The organism is Paenibacillus sp. EC2-1 (genome assembly GCF_049311625.1).
Taxonomy (GTDB): domain Bacteria; phylum Bacillota; class Bacilli; order Paenibacillales; family Paenibacillaceae; genus Paenibacillus_AQ.
In genome coordinates, this window is sequence record NZ_CP186006.1 from 4,802,956 (window position 1) to 4,818,155 (window position 15,200).

Annotated in this window: 17 protein-coding genes; all 17 read right to left on the reverse strand. The window is 44.8% G+C overall.

Annotation, left to right across the window (positions count from 1 at the left end):
- Window positions 1–13 precede the first annotated feature (13 nt).
- Complete coding sequence (gene rpmC, locus ACK8P5_RS22685) at window positions 14–211, reverse strand: 50S ribosomal protein L29 (protein ID WP_007132561.1); 198 nt, start codon at window positions 209–211, stop codon at window positions 14–16.
- Window positions 201–635, reverse strand: a complete 435-nt coding sequence (gene rplP / locus ACK8P5_RS22690) for a 50S ribosomal protein L16 (protein WP_379244024.1) — start codon at window positions 633–635, stop codon at window positions 201–203. The genes rpmC and rplP overlap by 11 nt, the downstream gene beginning before the upstream one ends.
- A 2-nt stretch (window positions 636–637) precedes the next feature.
- Entirely contained in the window at window positions 638–1,303 is a 666-nt protein-coding gene (gene rpsC / locus ACK8P5_RS22695; RefSeq protein WP_422658453.1) for a 30S ribosomal protein S3, read from the reverse strand.
- A gap of 13 nt (window positions 1,304–1,316) precedes the next feature.
- Window positions 1,317–1,649 carry a 50S ribosomal protein L22 gene (rplV, locus tag ACK8P5_RS22700; RefSeq protein ID WP_422658454.1) on the reverse strand — a complete coding sequence of 111 codons (333 nt, stop codon included), beginning with the start codon at window positions 1,647–1,649 and terminating at the stop codon, window positions 1,317–1,319.
- A gap of 35 nt (window positions 1,650–1,684) precedes the next feature.
- A complete protein-coding gene (gene rpsS, locus ACK8P5_RS22705) occupies window positions 1,685–1,960 on the reverse strand; it encodes a 30S ribosomal protein S19 (protein ID WP_208917608.1) in 276 nt (91 codons plus the stop codon).
- 69 nt (window positions 1,961–2,029) lie between these two features.
- Window positions 2,030–2,860 (reverse strand): 50S ribosomal protein L2, encoded by an 831-nt coding sequence (gene rplB / locus ACK8P5_RS22710; RefSeq protein WP_422658455.1) that lies wholly within the window; start codon window positions 2,858–2,860, stop codon window positions 2,030–2,032.
- Window positions 2,861–2,889: 29 nt separating this feature from the next.
- Window positions 2,890–3,183 (reverse strand): 50S ribosomal protein L23, encoded by a 294-nt coding sequence (rplW, locus tag ACK8P5_RS22715; protein WP_208917606.1) that lies wholly within the window; start codon window positions 3,181–3,183, stop codon window positions 2,890–2,892.
- On the reverse strand, window positions 3,183–3,806 hold the full coding sequence (rplD, locus tag ACK8P5_RS22720) for a 50S ribosomal protein L4 (RefSeq protein WP_379244034.1): 624 nt from the start codon (window positions 3,804–3,806) through the stop codon (window positions 3,183–3,185). The genes rplW and rplD overlap by 1 nt, the downstream gene beginning before the upstream one ends.
- A gap of 26 nt (window positions 3,807–3,832) precedes the next feature.
- Entirely contained in the window at window positions 3,833–4,456 is a 624-nt protein-coding gene (gene rplC, locus ACK8P5_RS22725; protein ID WP_422658456.1) for a 50S ribosomal protein L3, read from the reverse strand.
- A gap of 42 nt (window positions 4,457–4,498) precedes the next feature.
- Window positions 4,499–4,807 carry a 30S ribosomal protein S10 gene (gene rpsJ / locus ACK8P5_RS22730; protein ID WP_006037947.1) on the reverse strand — a complete coding sequence of 103 codons (309 nt, stop codon included), beginning with the start codon at window positions 4,805–4,807 and terminating at the stop codon, window positions 4,499–4,501.
- Window positions 4,808–5,064: 257 nt separating this feature from the next.
- On the reverse strand, window positions 5,065–6,405 hold the full coding sequence (locus tag ACK8P5_RS22735; protein ID WP_422658457.1) for a protoglobin domain-containing protein: 1,341 nt from the start codon (window positions 6,403–6,405) through the stop codon (window positions 5,065–5,067).
- A 258-nt stretch (window positions 6,406–6,663) separates the two neighbouring features.
- On the reverse strand, window positions 6,664–7,854 hold the full coding sequence (tuf, locus tag ACK8P5_RS22740; RefSeq protein WP_422658458.1) for an elongation factor Tu: 1,191 nt from the start codon (window positions 7,852–7,854) through the stop codon (window positions 6,664–6,666).
- A gap of 95 nt (window positions 7,855–7,949) precedes the next feature.
- Entirely contained in the window at window positions 7,950–10,031 is a 2,082-nt protein-coding gene (fusA, locus tag ACK8P5_RS22745; RefSeq protein WP_422658459.1) for an elongation factor G, read from the reverse strand.
- A gap of 44 nt (window positions 10,032–10,075) precedes the next feature.
- A complete protein-coding gene (gene rpsG / locus ACK8P5_RS22750) occupies window positions 10,076–10,546 on the reverse strand; it encodes a 30S ribosomal protein S7 (RefSeq protein ID WP_422658460.1) in 471 nt (156 codons plus the stop codon).
- A gap of 48 nt (window positions 10,547–10,594) precedes the next feature.
- Window positions 10,595–11,014, reverse strand: a complete 420-nt coding sequence (gene rpsL, locus ACK8P5_RS22755; RefSeq protein ID WP_422658461.1) for a 30S ribosomal protein S12 — start codon at window positions 11,012–11,014, stop codon at window positions 10,595–10,597.
- Window positions 11,015–11,147: 133 nt separating this feature from the next.
- Entirely contained in the window at window positions 11,148–11,399 is a 252-nt protein-coding gene (locus ACK8P5_RS22760) for a ribosomal L7Ae/L30e/S12e/Gadd45 family protein (RefSeq protein WP_422658462.1), read from the reverse strand.
- A gap of 169 nt (window positions 11,400–11,568) precedes the next feature.
- Complete coding sequence (rpoC, locus tag ACK8P5_RS22765; RefSeq protein ID WP_422658463.1) at window positions 11,569–15,183, reverse strand: DNA-directed RNA polymerase subunit beta'; 3,615 nt, start codon at window positions 15,181–15,183, stop codon at window positions 11,569–11,571.
- Between the last annotated feature and the right edge of the window lie 17 nt (window positions 15,184–15,200).

Genomic DNA, 15,200 nt, shown 5'->3' on the forward strand with positions numbered 1-15,200 from the left:
AACGTCTGCTTCATTAACTAATCCCAAGTTCTCTTTCACGGATAACGGTTTTAGCACGAGCTATTTCTTTGCGCACGTCACGAATCCGGGTCGGATTATCAAGCTGGCCTGTAGCCAATTGAAAACGGAGATTAAAGAGTTCTTCTTTAAATCCGGCGATTTTTTGCTCGATTTCTGCAGTGGTTAAGTTGCGCAGTTCATTAGCTTTCATTTGCTTCACCACCCACTTCTTCACGTTTCACAAACTTCGTTTTAACAGGCAGCTTGTGAGCGGCGAGACGCATCGCTTCGCGGGCGATTTCCTCAGACACGCCTCCAAGTTCAAACATAATCTTGCCTGGTTTTACAACTGCAACCCACTTCTCGACATTACCTTTACCACTACCCATACGCACTTCGAGAGGCTTTTGAGTAATCGGCTTGTCTGGGAAGATTTTGATCCAAACTTTACCACCACGACGGATATAACGAGTCATCGCGATACGCGCAGCTTCGATCTGACGGTTCGTGATCCAACCTGGTTCCATTGCTTGCAGGCCGAATTCGCCGAAGTTCAGTTCAGTACCGCCTTTTGCCCGACCTTTCATATGGCCGCGCTGTTGTTTGCGGTGTTTTACACGTTTTGGTACCAACATGATTAGTTGCCTCCTTCCTGAGCAGCTTGTTTCTTAGCCGTAGGAAGAACCTCTCCACGATAGATCCATACTTTCACGCCGATACGGCCGTAAGTCGTATGCGCTTCTGCTGTACCATAGTCGATGTCTGCACGAAGCGTATGAAGTGGAACAGTTCCTTCGCTGTAGCCTTCCGTACGAGCGATCTCAGCACCGCCAAGACGTCCGCTAACGGATGTTTTAATCCCTTTCGCTCCAGAGCGCATAGTTCTTTGAATTGCTTGTTTCAAAGCACGACGGAAAGAAACACGACGTTCCAATTGTTGTGCAATGCTTTCAGCTACAAGAATAGCGTCTAACTCAGGGTTCTTAATTTCAGAGATGTTGATGTGAACCTTCTTGCCGCCTGCGATTTTAGTCACTTGACCACGCAGTACTTCAACTTCCGAACCACCTTTACCGATAACCATACCTGGTTTCGCAGTGTGGATCGTCACGTTCACACGATTAGCCGCTCTCTCGATTTCAATACGGGATACAGCGGAGTCTTTCAATTTATTTTTCAGGTATTCACGGATTTTAACGTCTTCCAGCAAAAGATCACCGAAATCTTTGCCTGCATACCATTTGGATTCCCAGTCACGGATAATACCGATACGGAGTCCTATTGGATTTACCTTTTGGCCCACACGTTTTCCCTCCTTATTTTTCAGCTACCACCAAAGTAATGTGGCTGGTGCGTTTGTTAATCCGGCTTGCACGTCCCATCGCACGAGGGCGGAAACGTTTCATCGTCGGACCTTGGTTGACGTAAACTTGGCTCACGACCAATTTACTAACATCCATAGAATAGTTATGCTCAGCATTTGCGATGGCTGAGTTCAGCAGCTTCTCAACAACTGGAGATGCAGCTTTCGGAGTGTGACGAAGAATCGCGATCGCTTCACCAACTTGCTTACCGCGGATCAAGTCAACTACCAGTTGAGCTTTACGAGGAGCAATCCGAATCGATTTTGCATGTGCTTTTGCTTCCATTGTTTAACCTCCTCTCAAACAAAGAGCTTTATTAATTAACGTCTTGTTTTCTTGTCGTCTTCGTGACCTTTGTAAGTACGCGTTGGCGCGAATTCGCCCAACTTGTGACCCACCATGTCTTCCGTTACATATACAGGCACGTGCTTACGGCCATCGTATACGCCGAATGTGTGACCGATAAATTGCGGGAAAATCGTGGAACGACGGGACCAAGTTTTGATCACAGCTTTTTTGCTGGATTCGTTCATGTCCTCCACTTTTTTAAGCAGATATCCATCGATAAAAGGTCCTTTTTTCAAACTACGGCTCATATTGTAATCCTCCCTTCACCAAATTGTCTCGTATCTCGCAACCTCACACGAAGTTATGCACAGTGTGTATTACTTCGTGCGACGGCGAACGATATATTTGTCAGAAGCTTTTCCTTTTTTACGAGTCTTAGCACCAAGGGTTGGTTTACCCCAAGGAGACATAGGTGATTTACGTCCGATAGGAGCGCGACCTTCACCACCACCGTGAGGGTGATCGTTAGGGTTCATTACCACACCACGTACTTCAGGACGTTTGCCGAGCCAACGGTTACGACCAGCTTTACCGATCTTGATAAGCTCATGGTCTCCGTTACCTACAGAACCGATAGTAGCACGACAAGTTTTCAGAATGTGACGAACTTCACCAGAAGACAAACGTACTGTTACATACTTTTCTTCTTTACCGAGAAGTTGTGCTTCTGTACCAGCAGCACGTACCAATTGGCCACCTTTACCTGGTTGCAATTCAATGTTGTGGATAACTGTACCTACTGGAATGTTCTCCAAAGGAAGAGCATTACCAATTTTAATGTCAGAACCTACACCAGAAACAACTTGGTCTCCAACTTTCAGTCCTTTAGGTGCGATAATATAACGCTTCTCGCCATCCGCATAGTGGATCAGAGCGATGTTAGAAGTACGGTTCGGGTCATACTCGATCGTAGCAACGCGACCTGGAATGCCATCTTTCGTACGTTTGAAGTCGATAATACGGTATTTACGCTTGTGTCCGCCGCCATGGTGACGAACCGTAATTTTACCTTGGTTGTTACGTCCAGCTGTTTTGCTCAGCGGCGCAAGCAACGATTTCTCCGGCTGGTTCGTGGTGATTTCTTCGAAAGTCGACACGGACATGTTACGTCGAGCCGGGGATGTCGGTTTATACTTTTTAATAGGCACTGAATTTTCCCTCCTTACTCAGAAATTTCTTATTCAACCGATTCAAAGAACTCAAGCGGTTTGCTGTCAGCTGTCAAAGTTACGATAGCTTTCTTCCATTCTGTAGTGTAACCAGAGTGGCGGCCGTAACGTTTCGGCTTCGCAGGAACACGCATTGTATTCACGTTCGATACTTTAACTTTAAAAATGGATTCAACCGCTTGTTTAATCTCGGTTTTGTTAGCACGAATGTCTACTTCGAAAGCATATTTCAGTTCCGCCATGTAGTCAGCCGTACGTTCCGTGATCACTGGGCGCTTGATTATATCGCGAGGATCCTTCATTACGCGAGCACCTCCTCTACCTTCTGAACTGCTTCCTTCGTAATGATCAGTTGATCGTACGTCAGTACGTCAAGAACATTAATGCCGTCTGCCGCTACGAATTTCACTCCAGGAATATTACGAGCGGAAAGGGCTACATTATCATCATAGCTAGGAGCAACGATCAGAGCTTTGCGTCCAACTTTAAGGTTACTCAAGATGTTAGCGAACTCTTTCGTTTTCGGAGCATTTAGCGTCAATTGATCCAATACGATAATCGCATTATCAATCACTTTGGAAGACAAAGCGGATTTGATCGCCAAACGACGAACTTTCTTAGGCAGTTTGATGGAGTAGCTACGTGGAGTTGGTCCAAATACTACGCCGCCGCCTTTCCATTGTGGTGAACGGATCGAACCTTGACGGGCACGACCTGTACCTTTTTGTTTCCAAGGCTTACGTCCGCCGCCGCGTACTTCAGAACGTCCTTTGACTTTATGAGTACCACGACGTAGAGAAGCGCGTTGCAACAATACTGCGCTATGCAGAACATGCTCATTCGGCTCGATGCCAAATACCGCATCGTTCAATTCAACTTCGCCAACTTGGCTACCGTCGATATTTAAAAGTGCTACTTTAGGCATTGATTGTTCCTCCTTTCTTTAGGTGATTATTTTTTCACCGTTTCTTTAATTTGCACTAGGCCTTTTTTAGGTCCAGGAATAGATCCTTTTACAAGCAACACGTTGCGTTCAACGTCCACTTTAACGATCTCAAGCTTCTGGATTGTAACCGTCTTGTGACCCATGTGACCCGGCAGACGCTTTCCTTTAGGAACGCGGTTAGCTTGGATCGAACCCATGGAACCCGGACGACGGTGGTAACGAGAACCGTGAGACATTGGTCCGCGGCTTTGTCCCCAACGCTTGATTACGCCTTGGAATCCTTTACCTTTAGAAATACCAGTTACGTCAACATATTCGCCTTCAGCGAAGATATCAGCCTTCACTTCTTGTCCAACCTCGACACTCGCGAGGTCAACACCGCGAATTTCTCGAACGTAGCGCTTAGGTGCAGTGTTTGCTTTTTTCGCATGTCCTGCTTCTGGCTTAGTAGCGTTCTTTTCTTTCTTGTCAGAGAAACCGATTTGTACAGCTTCGTAACCATCGTTCTCCACATCTTTCTTTTGCAAAACAACACAAGGACCTGCTTCGATAACCGTTACAGGAATCACATCACCTTCAGCGGTAAATACTTGAGTCATTCCGAGCTTTCTCCCTAAGATACCTTTCATGTTGACACCTCTTTTCTCTTCAATAATTCGTTATTTCTAATCTTACAATTTAATTTCGATATCTACACCGGACGGCAGGTCCAAGCGCATCAAGGCATCCACAGTCTGTGGAGTCGGGTTAACGATGTCGATCAAGCGTTTATGTGTACGCATTTCGAACTGCTCCCGAGAATCCTTATACTTGTGTACCGCACGGAGAACTGTAATGATTTGCTTTTCAGTTGGCAGCGGGATCGGACCGGATACACCAGCACCCGAACGTTTTGCTGTTTCAACAATTTTCTCAGCGGATTGATCAAGAATTCTGTGGTCGTATGCTTTCAAGCGAATACGAATTTTTTGCTTTGCCATTTTATTCCCTCCTTCTATCGCCCAATTTGGTATCGGACATACTCCGTGAAAATTTTCTGGACACCTGCCTCATGGCAAAGGGGCCGGGTGTGTCAGTAACCTCTCACATCATCGCAACGTCGCAGAACAACATTCATTATTATATAGAAAAGATAGGCGCATTGCAAGCATTTAATCATAAAACATATTTTCACAATTTCTAGAAGTTCAAAAATCGGTCTATTCAAACATGAATGCACTTTAAGAACAGTTTTATATTACATCTTTTCAGTTACAGATTTAAAATTATCCGCGGATGCTGCCGCCTCTGATGTAGCTTCACCAATTGCTTCAATATTCATGGTAAGGTTCCGCATTTCTTTTTCAGCATTAATCATTTCATCGGTGCTAACCTTTACGGACTGTAAAATGTCTGCAAACAATGCACTTGTCTCTGCTGATTGCTCACGCCCTTGATGCGCTAGAGATTGTACATGCTTGATAGAATCTACAACCCTTGAAGTAAGTTCTCTTGACCTGCTAACAAAATCAGAAATTCGGACCACCGTATTTCGAGTATCCTCCGATAGTCGACTCACCTCTGTCGCAACCACAGCAAATCCTCTTCCATGCTCACCTGCACGCGCAGCTTCTATAGTAGCATTCAGAGATAACAGCTTAATCTGGGATGCAATTTCCTGAACACTTTCTACAATAATACTAATATGTTTAGAAGAATCATTCAACTCTTGTACTGCAATCTGCATTTCAGTAGTACTTTCATCTATTTGATTTATACGTGCAGCAAGGTCAGTCATTCCTTCTTCGCCAGCTTTAGCTAAACTCATAGATCCCAGTGCAGTTTTAGTAGTTCGCTCAAACATATGACCAACTTCTCCACCGCTATTTATAAGTTTTTCCACCGCATCATTTATATTCATATTTAAATCAGCTAATTCTTCTACAAATAATGAAATATTATGTTTCAATTCATTCTTAACGATTTCGTATTGTTGCTGCTTTTCTTTCATGTTTTCCTTTTCATAAGCATCCAAAACCAATTGTTGTTCCAAACTCAGTAACTTTGTTACTGTTCTAACAACCACGAGACGTTCTTCTTCTTGATCAGTTTCATGATAAATTACTCTCACAAACTCATTTTGGAGGTTTTGAAATGCAGATAAATACCATTTTGGTTCAAGTCCTACAGATTTGTGTACCTGTGCAATTCTTAATCTCTTGGATACATACGCTTCATTAATCTCACCATTAAATATTTCGAGTAAATGATCTCTGAGTGTTCGCTTCAAACGTTCTATCGTACTATGCTGCACAATTAAATCTCTCAACTTATCCACATCAACCACAGATTGATAAAACGCTTCTGTAATCGAATCCATATTCGCTTCCATCCGAGGACGTATTTTTCGTAAGAGAGACAGATCTGCTTCAGTCAGACCAATCATTCTCATTTGTTCATTTAATTCATGTACGTTCTCCAGTTGAATATACTGTTTGTCTAACCCTGAGTTCATCACATTCGCAATCGTGGAAGACGAGTCTGTTTGCTTAACAGCGGAGTCTCCTGTCTTCTTTAAGAATGAAAAAGGACATTTCATCGTCTCTTGTCTCTCCCTAAGTGACTATATGCCACCTTCTAATGTTATACAAACTATATACATGATTGTACTAACTAAAAAAAGGAAAGTAAAGTATTCATCCTAGTTCAGTCATTTTTTGTGTCTAACTTACGTCCATATATATAATTAAAAAAGACAAAGCCCGATCCAATGGGATCGGGCTTTGTCAACATTTACAGCACATCGTTGCTCGTTACAGTACATTGTTGCTATATTCGAGGCTTCGTTAGCCTTAAATTATTTAATGATTGTTGCTACGGAACCAGCACCAACGGTACGGCCGCCTTCACGAATGGAGAATTTAGTACCATCTTCAATCGCGATTGGAGAGATCAAAGTAACACTAACCGTAATGTTGTCACCAGGCATAACCATTTCAGAACCTTCTGGAAGGGTAATTACACCAGTTACATCTGTAGTACGGAAGTAGAACTGTGGACGGTATCCAGTGAAGAAAGGCTTATGACGTCCACCCTCTTCTTTGCTGAGTACGTAAATTTGAGCAGTAAATTCTGTATGAGGCTTAACAGAACCTGGCTTAGACAAAACTTGTCCACGCTCGATTTGTGTACGGTCTACACCACGAAGCAATGCTCCGATGTTGTCACCAGCTTGAGCGGAATCCAGCAATTTACGGAACATTTCAACGCCCGTAACAACGGATTTCTTAGTTTCTTCAGCGATACCAACGATTTCGATTTCTTCACCAACTTTGATAGTACCACGCTCTACACGACCTGTAGCAACAGTACCACGACCAGTGATGGAGAATACGTCCTCAACAGGCATCAAGAAAGGCTTGTCAGTGTCGCGCTCTGGCAATGGGATGTACTCGTCGATAGTTTTGAACATTTCAACGATTTTTTGTGCCCATTCGCCATCTGGGTTTTGTAGAGCTTCACGAGCGGAACCACGAGTGATCGGAGTGTCATCGCCTGGGAAGTCATACTCGCTCAGAAGGTCACGAACTTCCATTTCAACCAATTCCAAGAGCTCTTCGTCTTCAACCATGTCGCATTTGTTCAAGAATACAACGATGTAAGGAACACCTACTTGACGGGACAACAGGATGTGCTCACGAGTTTGCGGCATTGGGCCGTCAGCTGCGGATACAACCAAGATTGCGCCGTCCATTTGAGCAGCACCAGTGATCATGTTTTTAACATAGTCAGCGTGACCTGGGCAGTCAACGTGTGCATAGTGACGAGCGTCAGTTTCGTACTCTACGTGGGAAGTAGAGATTGTGATACCGCGTTCGCGCTCTTCTGGAGCTTTATCGATTTGGTCGAAAGACATTGCTGCACCACCATAAGTTTTGGACAATACACTTGTGATTGCTGCAGTCAAAGTAGTTTTACCATGGTCAACGTGACCGATAGTACCGATGTTTACGTGTGGTTTCGTACGTTCATATTTAGCCTTTGCCATTTGAACAATTCCTCCTTAAGGGGATATATATGTTTAAGCCAGACTGTGGTGATCGGGACTTTCATCCCGCCACAAGTCCAGCAGGTAAAATGTTATTACTCTCCGCCTTTAACCTTAGACACGATTTCTTCGGAGATGTTCTTAGGAACTTCTTCATAGTGGGAAAGTTCCATGGAGAACACACCGCGTCCTTGTGTACCGGAGCGAAGTGTAGTAGAGTAACCGAACATTTCGGAAAGAGGCACTTTGGAACGGATAATTTGAGTACCACCACGGGAGTCCATACCTTCGATACGTCCACGACGGGAGTTCAACATACCCATTACGTCACCCATGTATTCCTCAGGGACAGTAACTTCTACTTTCATGATTGGCTCAAGCAGGACAGGCTTACATTTCTCCTTAGCTGCTTTAAGAGCCATCGAACCAGCGATTTTAAACGCCATTTCGTTGGAATCGACATCATGGTATGAACCGTCGACGATTGTAGCTTTAACGTCAACAAGCGGGAAGCCGGCAAGTACACCGTTCTTCATTTGCTCTTCAATACCTTGTTGAGCCGGTCCAATGTATTCTCTTGGTACGGAACCACCGACAACCTTGCTCTCGAATTGGTTACCACTACCTGCTTCCAATGGTTCGAACTCAACCCATACGTGACCGTATTGACCACGACCACCGGATTGACGAACGAATTTACCCTCAACGCGAGCTGCATTACGGAAAGTTTCACGGTATGCTACCTGTGGTTTACCCACATTGGTCTCAACCTTAAACTCACGACGCATACGGTCGATGATAACGTCCAAGTGAAGCTCACCCATACCTGCCAAGATCGTTTGGCCAGTTTCCTCGTCAGTATGAGCACGAAGAGTTGGATCCTCTTCAGTCAACTTACCGAGAGCCACACCCATTTTATCTTGGTCAGCTTTGGTTTTTGGTTCAACTGCGATTTCGATTACCGGATCAGGGAAGTTCATGGACTCGAGAATAACTGGATGCTTCTCATCACATAGTGTATCACCTGTACTTGTATCTTTCAAACCAACAGCAGCTGCGATATCACCGGAGAATACTTCAGTGATTTCTTGACGACTGTTTGCGTGCATTTGAAGAATACGTCCGATACGTTCGCGTTTGTTTTTCGTTGCATTCAGCACGTAAGAGCCGGATTGCAAAACACCGGAGTAAACACGGAAGAACGTGAGTTTACCAACATAAGGATCTGTCATGATTTTGAATGCCAATGCAGCAAATGGCGCTTCGTCGGATGATGGACGCTCAACTTCTGATCCATCTTCCAAGTGACCTACGATACTAGCTACATCAGTTGGAGCAGGCAAGAAATCGATAACAGCGTCCAACATAAGTTGAACCCCTTTGTTACGATAAGAAGATCCGCAAATAACTGGGAAGATCTTAACGTCGATAACACCTTTACGAAGTGCTGATTTGATCTCATCAACTGTGATCTCTTCACCTTCAAGGTATTTCATTGTTAATTCTTCGTCAAGTTCCGCTACCTTCTCGATCAACTCATTGCGAAGTTCTTCAACTTGATCTTTGTATTCTGCTGGAATTTCGGTTTCTTCGATATTTTGTCCAAGGTCATCCTTGTACATATATGCTTTTTGAGCAATAATATCGATGATACCAAGGAAGTCTGCTTCAGCACCAATTGGAAGCTGAATAGCTACCGCATTAGCTTGCAAGCGCTCCTTCATGTCTTTAACAACATTCAGGTAATCAGCACCGATAATGTCCATTTTATTTACGTATGCGATACGAGGTACACCGTAACGGTCTGCTTGTCTCCAAACAGTTTCCGATTGAGGCTCAACGCCCTCTTTCGCACTAAATACACCTACTGCCCCATCCAATACACGAAGGGAACGTTCAACTTCTACTGTGAAGTCAACGTGCCCCGGGGTGTCGATAATATTAACGCGATGACCCTTCCAAGAAGCGGTAGTCGCAGCGGATGTAATCGTAATCCCGCGCTCCTGTTCTTGTTCCATCCAGTCCATAGTAGCAGAACCCTCATGGGTTTCACCAATCTTATGAGTACGGCCTGTGTAGAACAAAATCCGCTCTGTAGTGGTCGTTTTACCAGCGTCAATATGCGCCATGATCCCGATATTACGTGTATTTTTCAAGGAGAACTCTCTTGTCGCCATGCGAATAGTCTCCCTTCAAAATAAAATATATTAGTTGCTGAATCCTACCAACGGTAGTGAGCAAACGCTTTGTTCGCTTCAGCCATTTTGTGAGTGTCTTCACGTTTCTTAACGGAAGCGCCTGTGTTGTTGGAAGCATCGATAATCTCAGCCGCCAAACGCTCTTCCATAGTCTTCTCACCGCGGTTACGGGAGTAGTTTACGAGCCAACGTAATCCTAGGGATGTACGTCTCTCTGGTTTTACTTCGATTGGCACTTGGTAGTTTGCACCGCCGACACGACGAGCTTTAACTTCCAGAACCGGCATGATGTTCTTGATGGCTGCTTCAAATACTTCCATTGGGTCATTACCCGTACGTTCTTGGATAATTTTGAATGCGTTATAGAGAATGCTTTGAGCAACACCTCTCTTACCATCCAGCATGATGCGGTTGATCAGACGTGTAACGAGCTTGCTGTTATACACCGGATCCGGCAGCACGTCTCTTTTAGTAACTGGACCTTTGCGTGGCATGGATATCCCCCTTTCTTCAATCATGTTGTTTCAACATGTACTATAAAATTAGCTCTTCACTTTAGGACGCTTAGCGCCGTATTTAGAACGAGCTTGCATACGATTGTTCACACCAGCGGTATCAAGTGCACCACGAACGATGTGATAACGTACTCCCGCAAGGTCTTTTACTTTACCACCACGGATCAAAACAACACTGTGCTCTTGCAAGTTATGTCCGATACCTGGGATATAAGCTGTAACCTCGATGCGGTTTGTCAAACGAACACGAGCGTATTTACGAAGCGCTGAGTTCGGTTTACGTGGAGTCATTGTACCTACACGAGTACACACACCGCGTTTTTGCGGAGCACTGAGGTTAGTATCCTCACGTTTCAAAGCGTTGAATCCTTTTTGCAGTGCCGGTGACTTCGATTTGTAAACTTTAGCTTGACGGCCCTTACGAACCAGTTGGTTAATTGTTGGCATGCTGCCACCCCCTTCCTATATTTCTCATCCTCTTATGAACTTTTTAAGTCCACAGACCCAGGCGGTTCATAAAAAGACAAATGAAAAGTCTTTGCCGAGAGAAGAAGCCTCCTCCAACAAAAACAGTTCGTACTCATTGTTTTAAGACTGCTACCATTGCTGCACCGACTTCGATGCCGCAGGCCTCTCCGAGTGTCCTCATTGTAGGCACATACGTAATATCTACACCGTGCTTAGCGCACAGGGTTACGATTCTGGAAGTCAAACGCTGGTCGCAATCTTCAGCTACATAAACCTCAGTAGCCTGACCGATTTCAACGGCCTTCATTGTTTGTTTGGTGCCAATCTTAACATGAGCATCCTGTAATCCTTTATCATTAGACATTGGAAATTCCTCCAAAAGAACAGGGATAAAGCTACTACTCACGCACCTTTGCTATATTAGCATCTGCATTAAATGATGTCAAGCAATTTATCAAGGTGGAAAAAGAATATTGGGAGAGAGTTAGTTCAGCAATCACCGTGCTAACTCTCTAATTCCCTATCATTCTTTGTTATTCTACGTTAGCTGTTTCCAGTTCCTTGTTCTCGCCATTTACATCATCTTGACCCTCGAACTTCACACTACGGTAACGGTTCATACCCGTACCTGCAGGGATCAGTTTACCGATAATTACATTCTCTTTCAGACCAAGCAACTGATCGACTTTACCTTTAATAGCGGCGTCAGTCAGTACGCGTGTTGTCTCCTGGAAGGAGGCAGCCGATAGGAATGAGTCTGTCTCAAGGGATGCTTTTGTAATACCGAGCAGAACCGGCTTAGCAACCGCTGGTTCTTTTCCTGAGAGAATTGCCTCTTTGTTAGCCGTTTCGTATTCGTGAATATCCACGAAGGAACCTGGCAACAGATTGGTATCTCCAGCATCGACGATGCGGATTTTGCGAAGCATCTGACGAATCATAACTTCGACGTGTTTATCATTGATTTCTACACCTTGGTTACGGTATACACGCTGAACTTCCTGAAGGATATAGTTCTGCACGCCACGGATACCCTTGATGCGAAGCATTTCTTTAGGGTCGATGGAACCATCGGTCAATTCATCCCCGGCTTCGATGTGCTTGCCTTCGCTTACGCGCAGACGGGAGCCATACGTAACGGCATACGTTTTCGTTTCCGCTTCACCTTGGATTTCAATTTCACGACGATCTTTCGTTTCGCGAATCTCTTTAACAACACCGTCAATCTCACTGATCGTTGCTTGACCTTTAGGATTACGGGCTTCAAAGAGTTCCTGAATACGCGGCAAACCTTGGGTGATGTCATCACCCGCAACGCCCCCGGTATGGAACGTACGCATGGTGAGCTGTGTTCCCGGTTCACCGATCGATTGAGCAGCGATAATACCAACCGCTTCACCGATTTCGACAAACTTACCTGTTGCCAGGTTACGTCCGTAACACTTCTTGCAGACACCATAACGTGCGCGACAGCTAAGAATGGAACGGATCTGCAGCTTCTCGATACCAGCTTCAACGATTTCGTCAGCTTTATCTGAATCGATCAATTCGTTACGGTTAACGATAATCTCTTTAGTCTCCGGATGACGGACTGTTTCAAATGCATAACGTCCTTCAATACGGTCATAAAGATCCTCGATAACTTCCTTACCATCTTGAATCCGGCTAACAGTGAAGCCTTTATCTGTACTACACTCATCTTCGCGTACGATGACATCCTGTGCTACGTCAACGAGACGACGTGTCAGGTAACCGGAGTCAGCGGTACGAAGAGCTGTATCAGCAAGACCTTTACGAGCACCGTGCGTAGATAGGAAGTACTCGAGTACTGTCAGACCTTCACGGAAGTTCGATTTAATAGGCATCTCGATAATTCGACCAGACGGGTTGGCCATCAGACCACGCATACCGCCAAGCTGAGTAATCTGAGATTTGTTACCCCGCGCTTTTGAGTCTACCATGAGCATGATGGAGTTAAAACGATCCATCGATTTCATAAGCACATCAGTAAGATCATCTTTCGCTTTGGACCAAATGTCAATTACACGGTCATAGCGTTCTTCATTCGTAATCAATCCACGACGATATTGGTTCATTACGACGCTAACTTTCTCATCGGACTCTTTAAGGATTCCAGCCTTTTCAGGCGGAACGATAACGTCAGATACCGCAACTGTAACACCAGCACGTGTGGAGTATGTGAAGCCAAGCTGCTTGATTTTATCCAGAATAACTGATGTTTCTGTTGTGTGATACGTTTCAAAGCAGCGTGCAATAATTTGACCCAAGTATTCTTTACCGACAGCGCCGCTGATCGGAAGACTTTGAATAACTTCTTGGATGTTAGCACCCTTTTCATAAACGAAGTATTTCTCCGGCGTACCTTGGAATAGGTTTACACGTGTTGCTTCGTTAATGTATGGGAAGGTGGCAGGGAAAATCTCGTTGAAGATGATCCGTCCAATAGTCGTTACCAGCATCGCTTTTTGTTGCTGTTCGTTAAAGACCGTTTTACCAAGAGCTTTAACTGGAATCGCAACACGAGCATGCAAACCTGCAGCTCCACGTTGGTATGCAGACACAGCTTCGTTAACACTACCCAGAATCATACCTGTTCCCTTTTCTTCCTTGTTATCCATAGTCAGATAGAAGGAACCGAGAACCATATCCTGTGAAGGTGTTACGACAGGCTTACCGTCTTTAGGGTTCAAGATGTTTCCAGATGCAAGCATCAGGAGACGCGCTTCAGCTTGAGCCTCAGCGGACAACGGTACGTGAACGGCCATTTGGTCACCGTCAAAGTCAGCGTTGTAAGCTGTACATACGAGTGGGTGCAAACGGATCGCGTGACCTTCTACCAGAATCGGTTCAAATGCTTGAATACCAAGTCTGTGGAGGGTAGGGGCACGGTTCAGAAGGACCGGATGCTCTTTAATTACTTCTTCAAGTACATCCCATACTTCTGGACTTACGCGTTCCACTTTACGTTTTGCGCTCTTGATATTATGAGCCAGGCCTTTATTGACCAGTTCTTTCATAACAAAAGGCTTAAACAATTCCAGCGCCATTTTCTTAGGCAAACCGCACTGATACATTTTCAAATATGGACCTACAACGATAACGGAACGACCAGAATAGTCAACACGTTTACCGAGCAAGTTCTGACGGAAACGTCCTTGTTTACCTTTCAGCATGTGGCTGAGGGATTTCAAAGGACGATTACCAGGTCCTGTTACAGGGCGTCCACGACGTCCATTATCGATCAAAGCATCTACGGCTTCTTGAAGCATCCGCTTTTCGTTCTGAACGATAATATCTGGCGCACCGAGATCAAGCAGTCTTTTCAGACGGTTGTTCCGGTTAATTACACGACGGTACAAATCGTTCAAGTCAGATGTAGCAAAACGTCCACCATCCAATTGAACCATTGGACGAAGTTCTGGAGGTATAACAGGCAAAACATCCATAACCATCCACTCTGGTTTGTTACCAGAGTTACGGAACGCCTCGATAACCTCTAGACGCTTAATTGCACGATTACGACGTTGTCCTTGAGCTGTACGCAATTCTTCTTTCAAGAAATCAAGTTCTTTATCGACATCAAGATCTTGAAGAAGCTTCTTCACAGCTTCAGCACCCATACCTGCTTGGAATCCGTATCCGTATTTTTCACGGTAGCTACGATATTCCTTCTCGGACAAAAGCTGTTTCTTCTCAAGTGGCGTATCGCCTGGATCCGTCACGACATAAGATGCAAAATAGATGATCTCTTCAAGAGATCTTGGTGACATATCCAAAGCCAGACCCATACGGCTTGGGATACCTTTGAAATACCAGATATGGGATACAGGAGCAGCTAGTTCAATGTGGCCCATACGTTCACGACGTACTTTAGCGCGTGTAACTTCAACGCCGCAGCGATCGCAGACTACGCCTTTATAACGAACACGCTTGTATTTACCACAATGGCATTCCCAGTCTTTTTGCGGTCCAAAGATACGTTCGCAGAAAAGACCTTCCTTCTCAGGCTTCAATGTACGGTAGTTAATCGTTTCCGGCTTCTTAACTTCTCCACGAGACCAAGAACGAATCTTCTCTGGGGAAGCGAGACCGATTTTCATATACTCAAAATTGTTAACGTCCAACAAGGAGCAACCCTCCTCAA

Excerpts from the sequence above, each read along its gene's own strand:
- rpsL (WP_422658461.1), bottom strand. The coding sequence starts at position 11,014 with ATGCCAACAATTAACCAACTGGTTCGTAAGGGCCGTCAAGCTAAAGTT.
- rpsS (WP_208917608.1), bottom strand. The coding sequence starts at position 1,960 with ATGAGCCGTAGTTTGAAAAAAGGACCTTTTATCGATGGATATCTGCTT.
- tuf (WP_422658458.1), bottom strand. The coding sequence starts at position 7,854 with ATGGCAAAGGCTAAATATGAACGTACGAAACCACACGTAAACATCGGT.
- rplC (WP_422658456.1), bottom strand. The coding sequence starts at position 4,456 with ATGAAAGGTATCTTAGGGAGAAAGCTCGGAATGACTCAAGTATTTACC.
- rpsJ (WP_006037947.1), bottom strand. The coding sequence starts at position 4,807 with ATGGCAAAGCAAAAAATTCGTATTCGCTTGAAAGCATACGACCACAGA.
- fusA (WP_422658459.1), bottom strand. The coding sequence starts at position 10,031 with ATGGCGACAAGAGAGTTCTCCTTGAAAAATACACGTAATATCGGGATC.
- rplP (WP_379244024.1), bottom strand. The coding sequence starts at position 635 with ATGTTGGTACCAAAACGTGTAAAACACCGCAAACAACAGCGCGGCCAT.
- rplV (WP_422658454.1), bottom strand. The coding sequence starts at position 1,649 with ATGGAAGCAAAAGCACATGCAAAATCGATTCGGATTGCTCCTCGTAAA.
- rpsG (WP_422658460.1), bottom strand. The coding sequence starts at position 10,546 with ATGCCACGCAAAGGTCCAGTTACTAAAAGAGACGTGCTGCCGGATCCG.
- ACK8P5_RS22735 (WP_422658457.1), bottom strand. The coding sequence starts at position 6,405 with ATGAAATGTCCTTTTTCATTCTTAAAGAAGACAGGAGACTCCGCTGTT.
- rplW (WP_208917606.1), bottom strand. The coding sequence starts at position 3,183 with ATGAAGGATCCTCGCGATATAATCAAGCGCCCAGTGATCACGGAACGT.
- rplD (WP_379244034.1), bottom strand. The coding sequence starts at position 3,806 with ATGCCTAAAGTAGCACTTTTAAATATCGACGGTAGCCAAGTTGGCGAA.
- rpmC (WP_007132561.1), bottom strand. The coding sequence starts at position 211 with ATGAAAGCTAATGAACTGCGCAACTTAACCACTGCAGAAATCGAGCAA.
- ACK8P5_RS22760 (WP_422658462.1), bottom strand. The coding sequence starts at position 11,399 with ATGTCTAATGATAAAGGATTACAGGATGCTCATGTTAAGATTGGCACC.